The 19,370-nt window shown below is 41.5% G+C and carries 16 protein-coding genes and 1 tRNA gene; 10 read left to right on the top strand and 7 right to left on the bottom strand.

What is annotated here, in order from left to right:
* Positions 1-63: 63 nt before the first annotated feature.
* A complete protein-coding gene (locus OU683_RS01225; protein ID WP_268134341.1) occupies positions 64-1,869 on the bottom strand; it encodes a DUF885 domain-containing protein in 1,806 nt (601 codons plus the stop codon).
* Positions 1,870-2,510: 641 nt separating this feature from the next.
* Here OU683_RS01225 and OU683_RS01220 point away from each other — a divergent pair.
* Positions 2,511-2,807: a GIY-YIG nuclease family protein gene (locus OU683_RS01220; protein ID WP_268134339.1), complete on the top strand. Its 297-nt coding sequence runs from the start codon at positions 2,511-2,513 to the stop codon at positions 2,805-2,807.
* 191 nt (positions 2,808-2,998) lie between these two features.
* Here the strand turns inward: OU683_RS01220 and hemN are convergent, their stop codons facing one another.
* The 4 genes from hemN to OU683_RS01200 form a co-directional block, all read right to left on the bottom strand.
* Positions 2,999-4,363: an oxygen-independent coproporphyrinogen III oxidase gene (gene hemN / locus OU683_RS01215; RefSeq protein WP_268134337.1), complete on the bottom strand. Its 1,365-nt coding sequence runs from the start codon at positions 4,361-4,363 to the stop codon at positions 2,999-3,001.
* A 438-nt stretch (positions 4,364-4,801) separates the two neighbouring features.
* Positions 4,802-5,578 (bottom strand): TIGR03915 family putative DNA repair protein, encoded by a 777-nt coding sequence (locus tag OU683_RS01210; RefSeq protein WP_268134335.1) that lies wholly within the window; start codon positions 5,576-5,578, stop codon positions 4,802-4,804.
* Entirely contained in the window at positions 5,579-6,838 is a 1,260-nt protein-coding gene (locus OU683_RS01205; RefSeq protein WP_268134333.1) for a putative DNA modification/repair radical SAM protein, read from the bottom strand.
* A gap of 333 nt (positions 6,839-7,171) precedes the next feature.
* Positions 7,172-8,644: an AsmA family protein gene (locus tag OU683_RS01200; RefSeq protein ID WP_268134331.1), complete on the bottom strand. Its 1,473-nt coding sequence runs from the start codon at positions 8,642-8,644 to the stop codon at positions 7,172-7,174.
* A 282-nt stretch (positions 8,645-8,926) separates the two neighbouring features.
* Here OU683_RS01200 and OU683_RS01195 point away from each other — a divergent pair, with 282 nt between their 5' ends.
* A complete protein-coding gene (locus OU683_RS01195) occupies positions 8,927-9,271 on the top strand; it encodes a hypothetical protein (RefSeq protein WP_268134329.1) in 345 nt (114 codons plus the stop codon).
* 124 nt (positions 9,272-9,395) lie between these two features.
* On the opposite strand, the gene OU683_RS01190 is transcribed toward OU683_RS01195, so the two are convergent.
* On the bottom strand, positions 9,396-9,995 hold the full coding sequence (locus OU683_RS01190; RefSeq protein ID WP_268134327.1) for an REP-associated tyrosine transposase: 600 nt from the start codon (positions 9,993-9,995) through the stop codon (positions 9,396-9,398).
* Positions 9,996-10,275: 280 nt separating this feature from the next.
* Positions 10,276-10,348 (bottom strand) — tRNA-Gln (locus OU683_RS01185).
* Between the two features lie 252 nt (positions 10,349-10,600).
* Here OU683_RS01185 and OU683_RS01180 point away from each other — a divergent pair.
* The 8 genes from OU683_RS01180 to OU683_RS01145 all read left to right on the top strand — a co-directional run bounded on the left by OU683_RS01180 (position 10,601) and on the right by OU683_RS01145 (position 19,172).
* Positions 10,601-13,867, top strand: a complete 3,267-nt coding sequence (locus OU683_RS01180; RefSeq protein ID WP_268134325.1) for a glycosyltransferase family 117 protein — start codon at positions 10,601-10,603, stop codon at positions 13,865-13,867.
* Between the two features lie 20 nt (positions 13,868-13,887).
* On the top strand, positions 13,888-14,529 hold the full coding sequence (locus OU683_RS01175; protein ID WP_268134323.1) for a polysaccharide deacetylase family protein: 642 nt from the start codon (positions 13,888-13,890) through the stop codon (positions 14,527-14,529).
* 351 nt (positions 14,530-14,880) lie between these two features.
* The gene (locus OU683_RS01170; protein ID WP_268134321.1) at positions 14,881-15,354 is read left to right on the top strand and encodes a hypothetical protein; all 474 of its coding nucleotides are present in this window, start codon (positions 14,881-14,883) and stop codon (positions 15,352-15,354) included.
* A gap of 118 nt (positions 15,355-15,472) precedes the next feature.
* Positions 15,473-15,655: a hypothetical protein gene (locus tag OU683_RS01165; RefSeq protein ID WP_268134319.1), complete on the top strand. Its 183-nt coding sequence runs from the start codon at positions 15,473-15,475 to the stop codon at positions 15,653-15,655.
* Positions 15,648-15,803 carry a hypothetical protein gene (locus OU683_RS01160; protein WP_228914171.1) on the top strand — a complete coding sequence of 52 codons (156 nt, stop codon included), beginning with the start codon at positions 15,648-15,650 and terminating at the stop codon, positions 15,801-15,803. Before OU683_RS01165 ends, OU683_RS01160 begins: the two co-directional genes overlap by 8 nt.
* 289 nt (positions 15,804-16,092) lie before the next feature.
* Positions 16,093-16,842: a DUF6090 family protein gene (locus tag OU683_RS01155; RefSeq protein WP_268134317.1), complete on the top strand. Its 750-nt coding sequence runs from the start codon at positions 16,093-16,095 to the stop codon at positions 16,840-16,842.
* Between the two features lie 26 nt (positions 16,843-16,868).
* Entirely contained in the window at positions 16,869-17,909 is a 1,041-nt protein-coding gene (locus OU683_RS01150) for a serine hydrolase domain-containing protein (protein WP_268134315.1), read from the top strand.
* A gap of 537 nt (positions 17,910-18,446) precedes the next feature.
* Positions 18,447-19,172, top strand: coding sequence for an SDR family NAD(P)-dependent oxidoreductase (locus tag OU683_RS01145; RefSeq protein ID WP_268134313.1), 726 nt, complete (start codon positions 18,447-18,449; stop codon positions 19,170-19,172).
* The last annotated feature ends 198 nt before the right edge of the window (positions 19,173-19,370 follow it).

Genomic DNA, 19,370 nt, shown 5'->3' with positions numbered 1-19,370 from the left:
AACCAACAAAAAAGCCCTTCCCGAATTATCATTCAAAAAGGACTTTTTGGAACCTGATATTTTCTAGCTCTCGCTGTTCTTCACTTCGTCGATCCAACGGTTGATCTTATTCTCAAGCAACTGTAAAGGCACAGCACCGGTTTCCAGCACCTGTGTATGGAATTCGCGGATATCAAATTGATCCCCAAGTTCTGCCTGCGCCTTGTCGCGCAACTCCTGGATCTTTAACTGGCCGATCTTATAAGATAACGCCTGCCCCGGATTTGCCATATATCTTTCAATTTCTGAAATCACACTGGCTTCAGGCTCTGCTTCGTTGTCCAGTGAATACTGGATCGCCTCCTCTCTAGTCCAGCCTTTGCTGTGCAATCCTGTGTCAACCACCAAACGAACCGCGCGGTGCATCTCTGCGCCAAGGGTTCCGAAGTACTGGTAAGGATCTGTGTAAAGCCCCAGTTCTTTTCCGAGGGATTCAGAATAAAGCGCCCAGCCTTCACCATAACCGCTGTACCAGAGCGTCTTCCTGAAATCGGGCAGCTCCTCATTTTCCTGAGTCAGGGAGATCTGATAATGATGTCCCAGAATGGCCTCGTGCAGGAACAAAGATTCGTCGCTGTAAACATTGTACGCAGAAGCATCGGGCACAGGGACATAAAAGATTCCGGGGCGGGTGCCGTCCAGCGAACCGGGATTGTATTCGGCACTGGCCGATTTCTCACGGAATTCTTCTGTTCTCCGGACCTCAAAAGCCGTTTTCGGAGTCACATTGAATAGCTTGTCAATATTGGGCTTCATACGCTGGTGAATATCCTCAAACCCCTGGATAACCTCTTCAGCCGACTCATAGGGCATTAGATCCTTACTCTCACGCACATAATTAAAGAATTCCTTCAGGCTGCCTTCAAAACCAACCTGCTCCTTCACTTTCATCATCTCCTGCGAGATGCGCTCCACCTCCTTCAGTCCAAGCTCATGGATCTCTTCGGCGGTCATATCTGTTGTGGTGTAAAGCTTGATCTGGTGCTTATAAAAATCCTCGCCGCCGGGAATATCTGTAATTCCGCTGCTCTCGCGCCCCTGTGGCAGGTAATCTTCCACCATAAAGTCGTGCATCTTTTTATAAGCCGGGATGACTTTCTCCCCGATCATTTGTTTGTATTCCTGCGTTAGCTGTTGTTTCTCTTCTTCAGAAAAGCTTTCCGGAAAATTGTCGACAGGACCGTAAAAAAGATGGTCTTCAGCATCACCTTCAGCCATAGACGCGAACTGCGGAATCACTTTGGTGATCAACGAAGCCGGAAGTACATAACCCTGTCCCATTCCTTCGCGCATCCTGTCTTCCGCAGAAGTCATCCACGTGAGGTAACCCTCAACGCGCTCAAGCCAGTTCCTGTAATCTTCCACGGTTTGGAAAGGCTGCGCCCCCATGCCGCTGGCGAGTTGCCCCATAAAGAGGTTCACAGACCACATCTGGTCAATGGGCATATATTTATTCTTTTCAAACTCCAGGCCTTCCAGATTGATCTCTGTTTCCCAAAGCAGGATCTCCTTGCTTAGACGTTCTGTTTCTGAAAGATTGGCGTCATCTATTGCCTGCACCTGGTCTCTGTAGGTGCTGTAATAGTTGCGCAGACTATCCTCATATTCATCTGAAAGGAAGTTAGGAAAACGGTCATTGTAGCGCATATCGCCTGAAGTCGTAGCCGAAATTGGATTCAGCCGCAGTCCGTCTTCGTAATAATTATGCAAAACAGAATCTAGTTTCGCGCTGGCAACCAGCGCCAGATCCTCCTGCTGATTCGTCTCTTTATCCTGACATGAAGTAAGAACGAGGCTCAGCAATACAGGAGCAATAAATTTTTTGATCATTCCTGAAATTTTTGGTGAAGGGACTAAGATAGTTATTTGTTATTAGTGATTAGTTAATTGGGGAATGGGGAATTGGGGGTTGAATATTTATGAGGTGTTTTGTAAACTCTGAATCTTTCAATTTTTAAATTTTAAAAAAGTGGCCACGAACCCACCTGCCGGACGGGCAGGTACACGAATATTTTTATTTACTCAAACACCTAAGTTCTCACATCCTTAAATTTCGCGTGTTAAGCTGTACCGGTGACAGACGAAAAGTCGAAAAGTCGAAACCGAATTCGGGCTCCTTCGCAAAGACGGAAAGAACTTTTGAACCCGTCATTGCGAGCGAAACGCAGTGAAGCGAAGCAATCTCCCAATGAAGTAGCAGTCACTCCATTTCAGTTAAAAGCAAGAGCAGGATTCCCGAAGAAGGAGATTGCTTCAGTCGCCTCTCCAGGCTCCTTCGCAATGACGGAAAAAACTTTGGACCGTCATTGCGAGGGAGGGAGCATCCTGACCGAAGCAATCCCCCAATAAAGTAGCAGTCTCTCCATTTCAGTTAAAAGCAAGAGCAGGATTCCTGAAGAAGGAGATTGCTTCAGTCGCCTCTCCAGGCTCCTTCGCAAAGACGGAAAGAATAATTTTATTTAATTTAGTTTATGTTTTTCTCCTATACATATATGATGACCAATTTTCACCACACGGTGATATACACGGGAGTTACTTCAAATCTGGTTAAAAGAGTTTATCAGCACAAAACAAAAGCTTTTAAAGGTTTTACCTCAAAGTACAACTGTGAGAAGCTCGTTTATTTTCAAGAATTCAGCAATATTTCAGAAGCCATTGATTTTGAGAAAAAGATCAAAGCAGGTAATCGTGCAAAAAAGGAAAAATTAATTTCGGAACAGAACCCGAAATGGAAAGATCTTTCTGATGGATGGGTCTTTATTGTTTGAGTCTTCTTTGAACGGTGATTGCGAGGGAGGAGCATCCCGACCGAAACAATCCGCTCATGAAATAGCAGGCTCTCCATTTCAATTAAAAGCAAGAGCAGAATTCCCGAAGAAGGAAATTGCCCCAGTCGCTAAAAAAGTTCCTTCGCAAAGACGAAGGAACTTTGAATTTTAAACCTTGAATCCTGAACTTTTTATACCGTCATCGAGAACAACCTGGTTTCAGGCTTGCTTCTTTGTAGCAGCAGGTCAAATGCCATACAAATGTTCCTTACAAAAGGCCGTCCCGATTCTTTGATGATCAATTTTTCATCCCCGAATTCCAGAAGACCATCGGCTTCCATTTCTTTCAGGTTGATGAGGACTTCAGGTAGTTCGGGGAATTTCATTTCGTCATCTTTCCAGGAAGTTTCCAGGTTGCACATGAGATTTAGAATGTGCTGGCGGAGTTTCTCATCTTCCGTAGTGAGAATATGTCCGCGGTAAAGAGGCAACTCCCCTTTTTCGAGGATCTCGTAGTATTCTTCAATGGTCTTGACATTCTGGGCGAAACCGCTCCAGCTGTCACTAATAGCCGATACTCCCAAACCTATCATCACCTTGGTTTTAGAAGAAGTGTAGCCCATAAAATTACGGTGCAGCTTGTGGCTCTCCATGGCCTTGTAAAGCGTATCGCTCTTTAGCGCAAAATGATCCATGCCCACTTCCACATAACCGGCTTCGGCAAGCAGTTGTTTCCCCACTTCATACATCTCACGCTTCACATTGGCCGAAGGCAGATCTTCCTCCTTAAACCCCCTCTGCCCGTTCCCTTTTATCCAGGGCACATGGGCGTAGCTGTAAAACGCGATCCTGTCGGGCATCAGCTCTTTTGTCTTTTCAATAGTTTCCCGAATATGATCAACTGTCTGAAACGGCAGACCAAAAATCAAGTCGTGGCCTACAGAAGTGTAGCCGATTTCACGGGCTCCTTCAGTAGCATTTTTTACATTCACAAAAGGCTGAAACCTGTGAATAGCCCGTTGTACCTCAAAATTATAATCCTGCACCCCATAGCTCACCCTTTCAAAGCCCAGGTCATAAAGCAACTGCAGGTGCTCCTGTTTGGTATTGTTGGGGTGGCCTTCAAAGCTAAAATCGGTTTCCTCTGCCCTCACAGCTTTTTCGAAAAGTCCGTCAAGAAGGATCCTAAGATTTGCCGGAGAAAAGAACGTGGGTGTTCCTCCACCCAGGTGTATCTCCTTAATGACCGGCTTTTCCTCCAGCAGGTTCACATACATATCCCACTCCTCGAGCACCGCAGCGATGTACGGCGACTCCACTTCATGGCGTTTGGTAATGCGTTTGTTGCAGCCGCAAAAAGTACAAAGGCTTTCGCAAAAAGGCAGGTGAATGTAAATACTAATCCCCTCTTTGCTATTGCTCTCCAAAAATGACTTTTTTAGCGTCTCTTTATATTGATCTACCGTAAATGCGGCTTCGTTCCAGTACGGCACCGTGGGATAACTGGTATACCTGGGGCCGGGAACGTTGTATTTCTGAATCAAAGATGTGCTCATACCTCTTTATTTAGATCGCAAAAGTAACAGGCTTATCTTGTATATAACATGATTTTAATCAGGTCATAAATGTCTGAATTACATGTTTCTCGAAAATGGATTCTGAAATAAATTCAGAATGACGTTAGTTCCCGTCAACCTGTCTCGAAGCTTCGGGAGTTTCAGGTTCTAATTATGGGAAAGAAAAGAACCCATAAAACAATATGCGGTTTAATATGATTTTCTGTGAATTGCTTTCGCCTTTAGGCGGAGGATTTAATGAAATTAAAGATAGATAGGGCTTTAGCCCAATAGAGTTTCCCCTATTCCATCAGCTTCTTTTAAAAACACCGCAATTTGGGCTAAAGCCCTGATTTCACCTCTTCTCTAAACCACTGACTAAAGCCAGTGGCAATTCATTTGTACCATCTGAATGGTAGAAGAATGAAAATGCCATTTTTAAAGGTTCTTTTCAGTAAGATATTTCCAGTAACGCTTTGGAAGGTGCTGCACATGAAGTTTTTGATTTGCCCTGCTTTTGATGTTGGTACTGGTAAAATACTGGTTCCATAGCTTCTGAAATGCAATTTCTGAAGAGTGAAAATAAGCTTCGGGGGCGCCCGAAATGCCTATTGCAGGATCAAGATCCAGGGTGATGTAATTTACTACTGAAAGATCCCAGGCAATCCCGAAATTCCGCTTTAGATCATAAATGATCCACTTTTGATCTGCATACCGGTTCTTAAAATGACTTTTTATAACCGGCAGCACATTAAAATCGGGTTCTATGGCCGCAAAATACACCTCATCTTTAGTAAGCCTAAAGCGCACAAATGCTTCCATGCGATGTTTCTCCCGCCCCACTTTTTTAGCCGCCTGGGAAACTTTAAGAACAGCAGGATGGGAAAAATCCCGGTCCACAGGCACATTTTCGGCCAGGATATAGCGTATCATGCTGTACATGTGCATCTCCATCCCCAGAATTTCACTTAAAAAAGCCCATTTTAGATCCCGCAGTCCGGCGGCTGAAGCTTTCTTTTTTAAAGAAGACCACACGCGTTTGGCTTTTTCGGGTTCGGTGAATACTTCCCTTGGTTCTGAGAATAATTGTTGCCCGGCCTGTCCTCCCGGCGGTTTTATATCCACCACTTTCAGCTTTTCTTCGTAGGCGGTGAACACGCAGCAAAGAAAACCTTCCAGGGTTCCGTCATAAACAAGTATCGCCTGCTGTTCCATTTAAAAAAGGCTTAACTGGCTTCCAATATCTTTCCTGAACTTTCCCGAAGAGGTGCCTAAAATGATATTTTTGAGGTACTCGCTGGAAGGTTCTTTAACTTCAAATTCACGGGAGTCGCAGGTGATAAAATGTTTCGCCCTGTTCATGGCAATCCCGATGTTCTTCAAATGTTCCCAGTTGAGCTTCCGGAATTTCCTTGCGTGAAGGATCTTGTTAACCGACTTGAGCCCGATGCCCGGGATCCTTAACAGCAATTGCTTCTCCACCCGATTAATGTTTACCGGAAAAAGATGCCGGTTTCGTAGCGCCCAGCTAAGTTTTGGATCTACCTCCAGGTCAAGGTTGAGATGCTGTTCATTAAGCAGTTCCCTAATATCAAAGCCGTAGAAGCGCAGGAGCCAGTCTGTCTGGTACAACCGGTTCTCCCGCAACAGCGGCACCTTACTCCCCAAAGCCGGCAACCGCGGATCATTAGCCACAGGCACATACCCCGAATAGTAAACCCGTTTCATGTTGTACTTCTTGTAGAAAAACGTAGCCGAGTACATGATGTCGCGATCACTCTCGCCAGATGCGCCAATGATCATTTGCGTACTCTGCCCCGCCGGGGCATACCTGGGGGTCCTTTTTATAAGCTTGCTTTCCTGTTTATACTGGATGATCTCATTTTTCACTTTTTCCATGGGCTTCATGAAATCTTCGTGTTTTTTATCGGGTGCCAGAAGCTTGAGTCCGCTTTTGGTGGGAATCTCAATATTGACACTCAGCCGGTCGGCGTAGAGCCCGGCTTCCCGCATAAGTTCATCGCTTGCTCCGGGAATTGACTTGAGGTGAATATAGCCGTTGAAATTCTCTTCCAGCCGCAGTTTTTTGGCTACCTGTATAAGCCGCTCCATGGTATAATCGGCATCTTTAAAGATCCCCGAACTTAGAAAAAGACCTTCGATATAATTGCGCCGGTAAAAGTGGATGGTGAGATCTACCACCTCCTGCACCTTAAAGGCAGCGCGTTTAATGTCGTTGCTCTTTCGGGTGACGCAGTAGGCACAATCAAAAATACAGTGATTAGTGAGCAGGATCTTGAGCAGGGAAACGCAGCGGCCGTCTTCGGTATAGGAATGACAGATCCCCATTCCCGATGAGTCCCCGAGACCGTTAGTGGTATTTTTGCGTTTGCTTCCGCTGGAAGAACAGGAAACGTCGTATTTGGCGGCATCGGCTAAAATACTCAGCTTCTCCTTTATCCTTTCATAATCCATGCTGCTGATTTTCAGCAAAAATAGGAAAATATCCTATTAAATGGAATTATTCCTATGCATTAAAATTTTGGGAAGAGATGATGATTATAGAATAAATACTGCTACGAGAAAATTAAAGGACGCTCAACCCCAATGACCGGCCGGGAAGGCAGCAGAAAATTTCACGCCGTCTCTCTTCAAATTTTACAATCAATTTTCGAAAGGCCGGGAACCTGTTTCTCAAAAATGACATTCTTTAAAGGGCTCTTTTAGAACTATTTTCAGCATCGTTTTTTATTCACATGAATCAAACATGCAGACCTTAACTTAAACATTAAACCTAGACCTTAACCTTTAAAGTTGTCCTACGGCATCGATCAAACCTTCCCGAAGACCTTTCCAGGCATAGTTCCAGAAGGAACGATGTTTATTTCTTTCCACCCTTACATCCTGTCCTCCCCCTTCATCGGGTTCCTGTTTATTATCCACAAAGAGATTTGCAATAGAGCTTAAAAAGCCTTTTTCTTTCTCCTTTTCTTTGGTGAGCAGCTCGATCTTGAAGTTATCATACTCCATCCTGTAATCACCCTGCAGGATATCATCATTCCCGTAGAAATTAAAATAAACATTATTAACGGTGCCCCGTGCTCGGGCATTCATGGAAGGCACCAGGAATGGATCCAGGGCTTCTCCTTCCAGTCTCCCAAAACTGCCCGAAATCTGGAATTTATCCTGAGGATCAAAAACAGGAAAAGTCCAGTCAATATTTACAGGTGTACCCCGCATAAAATCGGCATTGGCAGTAATTTTAGGCTGAGCCTTTAGCTCCCGAATATTGTGGAGATTATTGATGTTGGCATTTACAGCCGCAAAACGTACAATTGCAGGCCCATCTTCTGGCTCTACCTGCTCTTCGTAAACGATCTCACTATTTTCTACCAGCACCTTTTCGAAATTGAGAAACAACGGCGCCTCCCGCAGCAATTTGCTGTATAAAGCTTTCTCCCTGGGATCATCGGGCACTTGTTTGTTACGGTAAATAGTGAGATCGGCCCCGCTAATAATCATTTCATGATTTCTTAGATATATAGAATCCTTACGCATTCCAAGATTAAGGCTGTCCAGGGTGATCGTATTTACATCAAGCGTGATGTGATCTTTTTCATAAGGGATCTTTTGAATAAATTCACTCCTGGGATAAAAGGACCGTATTTTAAAATCTGAAATTTTTACCTCCCCGTTAACCGCCGAAAAATTTCCAACATCAATATAATGTTCAGAATTCATCTTCAGGTAAATCGTATCCATTTCCACATCATAAAATTTGATTTCGGAGAGCTGCATTCCGGCTTTCACATTCTTCACCTGTGCAGTTGGAATATGGGCGTAAAATGAGGCAGCAGCGGTATCTGCACTTTTTTTGCTGAAACTCCCGTCCTCTATCCTGAAATTTTTTATGTGCACTTTCTGTTTAGCGGAATCTTTTTCTGCTGAAGTATCTTTTGGAAACAAACTAACCTGCGGGGAATTGAGCTCGAGCTCATCTATCTCCACCTCGTTCTTAAAAAGGAATTTATAGTAGGAGATACCACTCACACTTATTTTGTCCACATTACCGGCAAACCGGGCCCGATCCAGCTTCAGGTCTTCCACAGTGAATTTATTGAGGAAGATATTTACAGAAAGGTCTTTATAATCTGAAGCTCCTACCTTACTTTCAAGTCTCTGCTCAATTCTGCTTTTTACATAGAGGTTGGCAAGGAACAGCAGGAGGATCATTCCAATTACACCGGCCGAAATCCAGATTACTTTTCTTTTTTTACTCAAACCTGTTTTTTGATGAAGATAGTATTTTTCCTCCAAAAGCCTTTAACTACAAAGCATATAAAGCACTTCTTACAGATGATTCACGCTGTTTGAGGAAAAACTGTTAAAAATGTTTTAGCACTTAAACTTTGTAGCGCCCTCTTTCCTCCCAAATTTTTCACAAGAGCAAAGCCTTGTTGTTAATTCTGTATTAATCAACATTTTGTTAGAACATATTTAACACCTCAAACCTTAATTTAGGCCCCTCAAGCAGAGAATATTTAACCAAAACTAATCAGCCTCATGACATCATTTCAACCCTCTCAAATTATAGAAGAATTTAAAAATTTTGTTCATAGCAGTTGTACAGATTGTGAAACAGAAATAGAAAAATTCAGCTCTCTTCACAAGGGTATTATCAAAATGTATTTTGGAGCCCGAAGGGTAGAGATCGATTATAAAAAACATACCATCAAGGCAGAAATTCCTGTGTCTGATCATGAATATACCACAGTAAATTTCGAATGCCAGGACCTGGATCGTTTTCTTTCTTCCTGTCTCAAAAAGGATAAAAGAAGCCTGAATTTTTATCAGAGTTGCTTAAATTACTACAACCATATTCCTGAAGCACTGTCGCAGGTGGCGTAGTGAAATGCAAAAAATGTGGCTTTAAAATATATAGCTCCGGAATTTTCCGGGGCTTTTTTTGTGTAGGGGCTGTGTGTTTAAAGGCTGTGCGAAGTCTGAGACTTCGCACAGCCTTTAAACACACTTAGTAATATTTATCTCTTATTCTTTTGTGCATTGGCATATTTGAGACGGGATTGTCGGCCAGAGTCACATGCTCAAATATTCCTTTTCCGTTCATATAATTTGAAGCGCTGGAATATATGTAATGGGAAGCACGACTCACAAACCCCGCACGTACGGGATTCAGGTGAATATAATCCAGTTTTGACCACAAGAATTTTGAGCTGTAAATTTCTTCGGGGTGGTTGCCGTACTTCCAAACCTGATAGTTCTTGTTTCTGCTATGGGTCAAAGTAGCTAGTGCCAGTCTCTCCAGAATCCATTCTCGTCTGCTTTCCCGACAATTTTGAAGATGCTCCAGAATCTTTGTGGCAGTAAACTTTTTGAAATCCCTTAGCAGATTTGACAACTCCCCTTTTTCAGATTGTATGATGAGATGAATGTGATTGGTCATTATAACGTAACCATAAACTATCATTCCTTTATTCTGCACACAGTAAGTAAGGCTGTCAAGAATGCAATCCCTGTAGATCTGCCTACTGAATATATCAACCCAGTCTACAACAGTTGCTGTAATGAAGTGGGCCCTTGTTTGATCTCTTATTGCGTAACCTGCTCTCACTAAGTCAATTTAGTGAAAATTTGTTTATAGGTTGCTGTGCGAAGTCTGAGACTTCGCACAGCCTTCACACAATCGCAGCTATCTAAAAACAACAAAAGCCCCGAACTTTCGTTCAGGGCTTTTTCATTTCAGTTGGCCTCCCTTCGACTTCGCTCAGGACAAGACCAGGGTTCCCTTCGTCTGCGCCTTAAAAAGGCTCCGCTCAGGATAAACTTCTCGCCCAACAAAATTCCGGGAAAACAAAAGCCCCGAACTTTCGTTCAGGGCTTTTTCATTTCAGTTGGCCTACTAGGGCTCGAACCTAGACTCTTCTGGACCAAAACCAGACGTGTTGCCAGTTACACCATAGGCCATTGCTGTAATGCGGATGCAAATTTAAAACAAACTTTGGCTTGTACAAACATTTTTTTCAAATTCTTTTCCCGAAGGCTAAATTTTATTGTTCCTTTAAAATGATATTTTTGGAACCTCCTGATTATAAACCTTTCAATAGATTAAAATTCAATAGTTAGCCGCCCCAATCCAAAATATCTTCTTTTGAAATTCGTTCTTCCTACAGTATTTTAATTATTCTTAAATTCGCCACTGTTCTCAAACTCACAAATATGACAGATTTTAACTTTACCAGGTGGAATAAAATTCTGGGCTGGTTGGTTTTCCTTATAGCACTCGCAACCTTTTGGCTTACTGTAGAACCCACGCTTAGTTTTTGGGATGCAGGAGAATACATTGCCACTTCTTCAAATCTTGAAGTTGGACACCCTCCCGGTGCGCCACTTTACCAAATGATGGGAGCATTTTTCTCCATTTTTGCCAGCGAACCTTCACAAGTGGCTTATATGGTTAATCTCATGTCGGTCTTTGCCAGCGCCTTCACCATTCTGTTCATGTTCTGGTCTATTGTATTACTGGTTTTGAAGATAAGCGGACCTGTGAGCGCGATCTCCGGTGCAAAAAAAGCTGCTGTTCTTGGTAGTGCTGCGGTAGGCTCTCTTGCTTTTACTTTTACAGACAGTTTTTGGTTCAATGCCGGGGAAGCCGAAGTTTATGCCATGGCCACCTTCCTTATGGCTATTCTGTTTTACCTGGGACTGCTTTGGGAAAGGGATATGTTTGCGCCACGGGGGAACCGCTGGGTGATCCTTATCTGCTTCATTGTGGGACTTTCTTTTGGAGTTCACTTTATGGGGCTGCTCACAATACCTGCCATTGGTTTTCTTTACTATTTCAAGAATTTCTCGAAGATCACGGTTAAGAACTTTATCATTGCAAATATTGTAGTGGTGGCAGTGCTAATGTTCATTTTTAAGCTGCTGCTCCCCTATTCCCTGGTGCTTTTCTCGGCTACAGAAATTTTCTTTGTGAACACTTTAGGGCTTCCGTTTAATTCGGGAACAATTTTTACGGGCCTTGTTCTTATCGCTGCTTTTTACTTCGGAATTAAATACACGCGGCGCAAACAATACTTTCAGCTAAATACATTACTGCTGTGCATCCTGTTCATCTTCATTGGGTTCTCCTCCTGGCTGATGCTTCCTATAAGAGCAAACGCAAACACGGTGATCAATGAAAATAACCCGAACAATGCACGGGAACTACTGGCATATTACAACAGGGAACAGTACCCGGAAACGCATTTGTTCTACGGTCCCCAGTTCACAGAGATCTACAGCGGGCTTGATGAAAACAATCCTTATGTAGACGACAAGCCTAAATATGAGATAGATGAAGCTACCGGCGAATATGTAATTGTCAATGATTACAAAAACGCGAAACAAAATACAGATGATGATCACAAGGCATTCCTGCCGCGTATGTGGAGCACAGAGCATGCTTCAAATTATATGGAATTTACGGGGCCGCTTGACTTCACCATTAAACCCGAATACCAGCAAGAGGACCAGCTTATTGCCGCTGTGAATGAATTTAAGCAGAATTTCAATCAGGGGAATGTGGATTATGAACAGTACCATAGCTTTTTAAGCCGCTTTAGGGAATATCTGGATGTTGACAAACCATCTTTTGCGTCGAACATGAATTACCTTTTTGAATACCAGATGGGTTATATGTACTGGCGTTATTTCATGTGGAATTTCGTAGGGCGCCAAAACGATGTGCAGGGAAAATATACAGACCAGAATGGAAACTGGCTTAGCGGGATTGACTTTATTGACGAGGCCCGTCTTGGCAACCAGGATCAGCTGCCCCCCGATGCAAAAAACAATCCGGCCAGGAATACCTATTATTTTCTTCCGCTTCTATTAGGGATAATTGGACTGGTGTTCCAATACAGCAGGGACAAGAAAAACTTTTGGGTACTGCTGGTGTTCTTTCTCTTTACAGGAATTGCCCTTAAGATCTACCTTAATGAGCGGCCTTTTGAACCGCGGGAAAGAGATTATGCTTTGGTTGGTTCCTTCTATGTATTTGCAATATGGATAGGATTTGGGGTTTATGCCCTGTTTGATCTTTTGAAGGATTACCTGAAGCCAAAGATCGCTGTTGCCCTTGTGGTGGTTGTATCTTTGCTTGCCGTTCCCGGGATACTGGCCAGTGAGAACTATGATGACCACGACAGATCCAACCGCTACTCTGCCCTTGCAATGGCAAAAATGTACCTTGATAGTCTGGATGAAAATGCAATTCTCTTTACTATTGGGGATAATGACACCTTCGCTTTATGGTATGCGCAGCAAGTGGAAGGCTACCGCACAGATGTGCGTATCGTAAACACCAGCCTCTTTGCGACCGACTGGTATATAGACCAGATGAAGCGCAAAGCCTGGGAAAGTGAACCTATCCCGGGACAGCTACAACACGAGCAGTACAGGTATGGAACAAGAGATGCCGTGTGGTTCCAGCCCATTACGCAAGACACTATGAACATAGACACCTGGATGAACTGGATCGCCAGCGACGATCCCCGCACCAAGGCAGATTTGATGAGTGGGCAAAGCGTAAGCACCTTCCCTACCAAGCACATTAGGATTCCCGTGAACAGGGAAAATGTGCTGAAAAACGGCATCGTAAAACCTCAGAACACCGATGAAATTGTTGACGAAATTATCATTGAACTCTCGGGAGATATTCTATACAAGAACAGGCTGTTAATGCTGGATATTATTGCTGGAAATGACTGGGAGAGACCTATTTACTTTACCGGCGGAAGTTTTGGAGATGACGATTACCTGTGGATGAAAGACTACCTGCAGCTGGACGGGGTGGCTTACAAACTGGTGCCGATAAAAACACCGGTGAATCCGCGCAACCCGTTTGATATGGGCCGTATTGATTCAGATAAGATGTATGACATTGTGATGAACTGGTACTGGGGCACCTCGGGAGATCCTGACCTGTATTACGATCCCGAAACCCGTAAGAACGCAATTACCTATCGCAGCAACCTGGCACGTCTAGCCGAGACTCTTATCAACGAAGGCAAAATGCAGCGGGCAGAAGATGTTATGGACCTCGCAATGGATAAAATGCCTGTAGATTACTTTGAATACTATACTCTACTGGAACCATTTATACAGGGATATTATGAGGTCGGGAAAAAAGAAAAAGCGCGTGAACTGTGGCAGGATGTGGCGCAAAAATATCAGGAGAACCTTACCTATTACAGTTCCCTTGAGCTGGACAGACAATTTTCCCGCGGAAATGAAATAGTTACCGACATTGAACGCTACAGGAGCCTGGTAGACCTGTTGATCATAAATGACACCGAAGAACTCGCAAGAGAAGAGGCAGATAAGTTTAACCAGTACCTTATGCTTTTCCAGCATTTCTACGGAAGCCCTGAAGTGGCGCCCGAAGAAGTACCGACTGATGGAGCAGACCTGCTCCCTACCGAAATAAGGGATTCGCTGTAAAAAGAGGGGCATAAGGAGACATGAGGGAGCGCATACCAAGGATCATAAAATGGATCTACCCACAGAGGATTTGGGAGGGTCCTGAGGACGAAAAGGCCCTCTACCTCACCTTTGATGATGGTCCTGTCCCGGGGGTGACTCCGTGGGTGCTGGAACAGTTGAAGGCTTACGATGCCAGGGCCAGCTTCTTTTGCATTGGTGAGAATGTGGAAAAACATCCGGAAGTCTTCAGGCAGGTCATTGATGCAGGTCACGTGGTAGGCAACCACACCTACAATCACCTTAATGGCTGGAAAACTCCGGTAGAAGAATACATTCAGAATACTATCAAAGCCCGGGAGGTTATTGATCAAAATCTCCCATCGGGAAAAGACCTTCAAGATCCCCTTTTTAGGCCCCCTTACGGAAAGATAAGAAATGTACAGGCTAAAAAACTTCAGAAACTGGGCTTCAGGATCGTGATGTGGAGCATAGTCAGCATGGATTATGACCTGCGCATTTCTCCCGAAAAGTGCCTTGAAAACGTACTGAAGAATGCAGGACCGGGCAGCATCATAGTCTTCCACGACAGCCATAAAGCCGAAAAAAATCTAAGGCAGGTATTACCCCAGGTATTGGAGCATTATAAAGATGCAGGTTACAAATTTAAAACATTGGTATAAAGCCAAAGGCCTATCAAAAATGGCTTTTTTGAAAGATAATTTCCTACATTTATTTCCCTAAGACAAAATCGTTCTGCCAGAAAGTGAATTCTTCCCTACACTCCACTTTCATTAACCAGCGATGTATCGATTATTTAAACCTGAATTTAGATCATTATCGGCCGCATCGTTAATGACGCAACAGGTGTTTATGTGAGCATTGAACCACACTTACAAAAAGCTTATGAGACTAGATAATATTCTATAGTGATAAGGGAAAATTAAGGAAGAATGTTTTGAAGTATTGGGAACTGAATTAGCAATAGAAGATGGACAAATTCCCGAAAATCTTTAAAAGTAGAAACTATACCGATGAAAATCATTGAAAAATTACTTAATTCCAGCCATATAATTTATCCCTCAAATTTGAAGGGAAATAAACTAAAGCAAAAAGTTGAGGATATCTTCCAGCAAAGAAATCAGGGTTTTGTTGGAAAATTTGTAAGTCAGGATGAGTTTGAGGCTTATGACAAATGGACCTATATAACGTGGTACGTTCCCAATTTTAAAAGGAAAACCGCCTATTTAAAAGGGAAAATAATTGATTCAGGAGAAGGCACATCTATGATGCTAAACACAAGACCAAATCCTGTTATTTCCATTCTCCCTATTCTTATTGTAATTGTTGGAATTATTACCATACTAGCAGCAAAATCATATAATGAAGACAATAAGACTTTTATTTTGGGACTGTTTATAATTGCAGTTGGAATTTTATTTTACCTAATGGGAATGTTTCTACGAAACCGACTACGTAAAAATTTTAAAAAATCCTTCAATTTATAAAAGGTGAAAAATGCCATTTTTGAATACCTTTAAAAAAATGATAAGTGATTATTTGCAATTCCTATGCAACTTCCATTATTAGGGACTACAACAATAGTTTCTTAAAAACATTGAACTGATGAAGATAAATAAAACAGGATTCTATATTTTAAATGTGATATTATTCTCAGCCATAATAGCCACACAATATGATTGGATTGATGCACGTACTGTAATTTCTGTTTTTATAGTACCTGCTTTTATTATTTCAGCATCCCTGACTTATAGAGTAAAAAATAAAAAACCACTCAAGAATGAATAAGGTTAGAATAATAGGCCTAATGATTCTCCTGTTAGGAATAGGAGCACACTATTTACTGGACACAATAATCCACGGCTTTTGGATTGGAGCCAGCATGGGGCTGGGAATTGGACTTCTTGTGATTGGCAAAGTTAAAAAGGTTTGGTGATCGACCTTAAACCTTGAAAAATTCAGCTTAAACTTTGTTCCCTTGATTTACCAGGAGGTATCGTTGCAGTTGATCGCGATACGAAGAAAGATAATTAACTCTGTGGTAAATATAACTCCCCTGAATAAAACTAAATCTGGAGTTCCATCCTTATTGCTCACCTCCAACGGCTGAATGTACTAACAGACAATCAGACTCACCGGTCCAAAAATTTGTTTTCGCGTTTGTGCATCATAATATATATGAGCTAATTAATTTAAAATCATATATTTAGAGAAAGTATTCTCTAATGATCAATTTCTTCAGGAAGATCCGCCGGGGATTATTATCCGAAAACAAATTCAGCAAATATCTTGTTTATGCAATTGGAGAAATAATTCTGGTTGTAATTGGGATATTGATTGCTCTGCAAATAAACAACTGGAATGAGAACAGAAAAGATGCAATTCAGGAAAAAGTAGTTCTCAAAAATCTATTAGAAAATTTACACCTGGCAAGATCTCAATCTGTATCATTAATTTCCAAAGAAGATACTTTGAAAAGAAGACTCATCAGGATTCTTGGAATTGGGTCAAACCCAATTAAAATTGCGCCGATCCCCGACTCAATCTTCAAAAGGGCCGTTTGGGATTTAGAAAGTGACAAGCCAACATTTAACGCTTACGACAATTTAAAAAACACTGATAAATTAAGCCTGATTAAAAATAAAAGCATCAGTGAAAAATTTACAGAATTAGAATTTCAATTAAATAAACTTAATGATATCCTCGAGGATAGATTAAGTGTCCATCAAATACGTATTGATGATATTCTGGAGAAGGAAATTAATTTCGTCCCTCTGGTAAAATCTAATGTTCCCGAAATTAACATAGAAAATGAAGAAGAAAACGATTATAACCAACTGTTAACTAATGGTAGAATAAGAAATCTTCTGGGAATGAAATTAACCTTTACTCAGGACGTGATTGATCGGAGGAAAGATCTTGATAGAGAAATCAACGAGTTGATTATGTTATTGCAACACGAACTAGACCATTAAAAAAATAAAAGCACATTAGGTGAAAAATGACCAGGCAACAAACTAAACTCATAATTACAACAACATTAATTGTTGGCACCGTGATCTCACTCTTTTTCGTTCCATGGATTGTATTAAAGGCATGGATATTACCGTTACCCGACACGGTGGAAGAACAGGTAGAAGAGATAACAAATTATGGATTTGATGGAGTAATTGTTTATATAAACCAGGGAGGTCAAAAACAAGAATTTTACGCAGCAGGATGGAAGGATAAGGAACGTAAAATACCCGCAAGCCCTTACTCATTATTCAAAATAGCCAGCATTGGTAAATTATATGATGCTGTTGCTATAGCAAAACTAGTCAATGATAAGCATTTGTCTTTAAACAAAACTGTTGCTGATTACTTTCCTGAACTTGAAGGGCGAATCGAAAATGCAGAAAGAATTACCCTGGAAATGTTGGTAAAGCACAGAAGTGGCATTCCCAACTTAACCGACACACCAAATTTCTGGATCAACCCACCAAAAAGTAGTGAAGAAGCATTGGAAAGAATATTGGATTTGCCGGCAAATTTCGAACCCGGTGAAAAATATGAATATTCAAATACTAATTATCTATTGATTTCAGAACTTATTGAAAAGGTTACAGGCAGGAGCAAATTTCAATATATAGAACAAGAGATTCTACTACCCCTTGGACTGGTAAATACATATGCTTCAATTCATGATGTCAACTTAGATGACGTAATGAGTGGTTATTACGTGGGAGTTGAGGAAGATATTAAAACAACAGATTATGGATCTATGTTGGCAACCGCCGAAGATGTTGGCATTTTCCTAAGGGCATTGAACGATGGCTCCTTGTTTGAAGGAGAGGAACAGATGATCTATTCTTCGATTTACGGTTATGACCATACCGGGTTAGTCCCCGGGTTTCAAAGTATTGCCAGGTATCATAAAGACATTGATGCTGTGGTAATCCAGTTTACAAATACCACAGATTTTGAAGGATACAACTGGAATTTATCAGAAATTTTCTATAATCGTATTGTCAAAATATTACGGAAGAGAAAAACCACATGAAATGGGATATACAATGATGTGCCCTATTGAGATAGAAGTAAATTCCAAGGCTGAAGCCTGCTAAAATTTGGATCAGGTTGAGATTTCAAAAGGATAATTTCCTACATTTATTTCCCTAAGATTAATCGTTCTGCCAGAAAGTGAATTCTTCCCTACACTCCACTTTCATTAACCAGAAAATCCTCTAAAAACATTTAAAAACATGAATAAAAGTACATTCGAAAATTTAATGATTCTTGCTATCGCTTTAATTCTTCTAATCGTGAGTTTTCTCGGGAAAGAGGAATATAGCCCAATCGGTTTGATCCCGCTCATATTACTATTTTTAAGCGGGAAATTATATTATAGAAAATCTTAGCAACAACAGGCCGGGAAGCCACGCACGGGCAACAGAGAGAACAAAGTTTCTCAATAGGGTAGAATAACTACTTAACCAGGTCAGGGATAAAAAGTCCGTGTGAATCTATTTTTTAAACAATACGTTCCTAAACAGTTTCAGGAAAAGACTGTACTTTAGAATATTAATAGCCGCAAGGATTGGTCAATAATGAGAATAAACTAAAAGAGATGAGAAACTATGTGATTATTGGTGGTTCTTCAGGTATTGGTAAAGAGATAGTTGCTATACTTGAAAAACAAGGAGCTAATATTGTAGCGACCTACAACAACAATGTTCTCCAGGACAAACAAAATATAAGATATATCAAACTGGATGTTTTATCTGATATTTTAAATCCTGATGATCTCCCCGAAGAAATCCACGGTTTGGCATATTGTCCCGGTAGTATTAATTTAAAACCTTTCCACCGTTTTAAAGAAGAAGATTTTATTGAAGATTTTAAATTACAGGTTTTAGGTGCAACAAAAATTATTCAACAGCTTTTACCAAAGATGAAAAAAAGCCATGATTCTTCAATTGTGCTATTTTCAACAGTTGCTGTTCAAACCGGTTTTAGCTTTCATTCACAAGTTGCTATTTCTAAAGGTGCGATTGAAGGATTGACCAGGTCCCTTGCAGCAGAATTATCTCCAGGCATAAGAGTAAATGCAGTAGCCCCGTCCCTCACCAATACCAATCTAGCCAGTAAATTTTTAAATACCCAGGAGAAAGTGGATGCTCAATCTCAAAAGAACCCACTAAAAAAAATAGGAGAACCAAAAGATATTGCAGAAGCAGCTGTCTTTTTACTAACTCCGGGATCATCCTGGATAACCGGTCAGATTATTCACGTAGACGGCGGCTTTTCAACAATAAAACAATAGCATTCAATTCAAAAACATCTAAAACAACTGTACTTGGTCGTGGATTTTATTTGAAATTGGCAGAAGCAGTAAAAACCTTCAGATTACAGCCCATTCTTATTGTTACAAACCGATTCCAATAAAGAAAATTCTGCATTTTTACTTCAATTTGGACTAGTTTCCGGTTCATGTTTCTTCAGAATGACAGTTTAAAAAAAC

The organism is Salinimicrobium sp. TH3 (assembly GCF_026676115.1).
Lineage (GTDB): Bacteria > Bacteroidota > Bacteroidia > Flavobacteriales > Flavobacteriaceae > Salinimicrobium.
This window is presented reverse-complemented; position numbering and strand designations above follow the sequence as displayed.

Excerpts from the sequence above, each read along its gene's own strand:
- OU683_RS01160 (WP_228914171.1), top strand. The coding sequence starts at position 15,648 with ATGAATAAGGTTAGAATAATAGGCCTAATGATTCTCCTGTTAGGAATA.
- OU683_RS01170 (WP_268134321.1), top strand. The coding sequence starts at position 14,881 with ATGAAAATCATTGAAAAATTACTTAATTCCAGCCATATAATTTATCCC.
- hemN (WP_268134337.1), bottom strand. The coding sequence starts at position 4,363 with ATGAGCACATCTTTGATTCAGAAATACAACGTTCCCGGCCCCAGGTAT.
- OU683_RS01195 (WP_268134329.1), top strand. The coding sequence starts at position 8,927 with ATGACATCATTTCAACCCTCTCAAATTATAGAAGAATTTAAAAATTTT.
- OU683_RS01210 (WP_268134335.1), bottom strand. The coding sequence starts at position 5,578 with ATGGAACAGCAGGCGATACTTGTTTATGACGGAACCCTGGAAGGTTTT.
- OU683_RS01180 (WP_268134325.1), top strand. The coding sequence starts at position 10,601 with ATGACAGATTTTAACTTTACCAGGTGGAATAAAATTCTGGGCTGGTTG.
- OU683_RS01205 (WP_268134333.1), bottom strand. The coding sequence starts at position 6,838 with ATGGATTATGAAAGGATAAAGGAGAAGCTGAGTATTTTAGCCGATGCC.
- OU683_RS01155 (WP_268134317.1), top strand. The coding sequence starts at position 16,093 with ATGATCAATTTCTTCAGGAAGATCCGCCGGGGATTATTATCCGAAAAC.
- OU683_RS01175 (WP_268134323.1), top strand. The coding sequence starts at position 13,888 with ATGAGGGAGCGCATACCAAGGATCATAAAATGGATCTACCCACAGAGG.
- OU683_RS01150 (WP_268134315.1), top strand. The coding sequence starts at position 16,869 with ATGACCAGGCAACAAACTAAACTCATAATTACAACAACATTAATTGTT.
- OU683_RS01220 (WP_268134339.1), top strand. The coding sequence starts at position 2,511 with ATGTTTTTCTCCTATACATATATGATGACCAATTTTCACCACACGGTG.
- OU683_RS01165 (WP_268134319.1), top strand. The coding sequence starts at position 15,473 with ATGAAGATAAATAAAACAGGATTCTATATTTTAAATGTGATATTATTC.
- OU683_RS01225 (WP_268134341.1), bottom strand. The coding sequence starts at position 1,869 with ATGATCAAAAAATTTATTGCTCCTGTATTGCTGAGCCTCGTTCTTACT.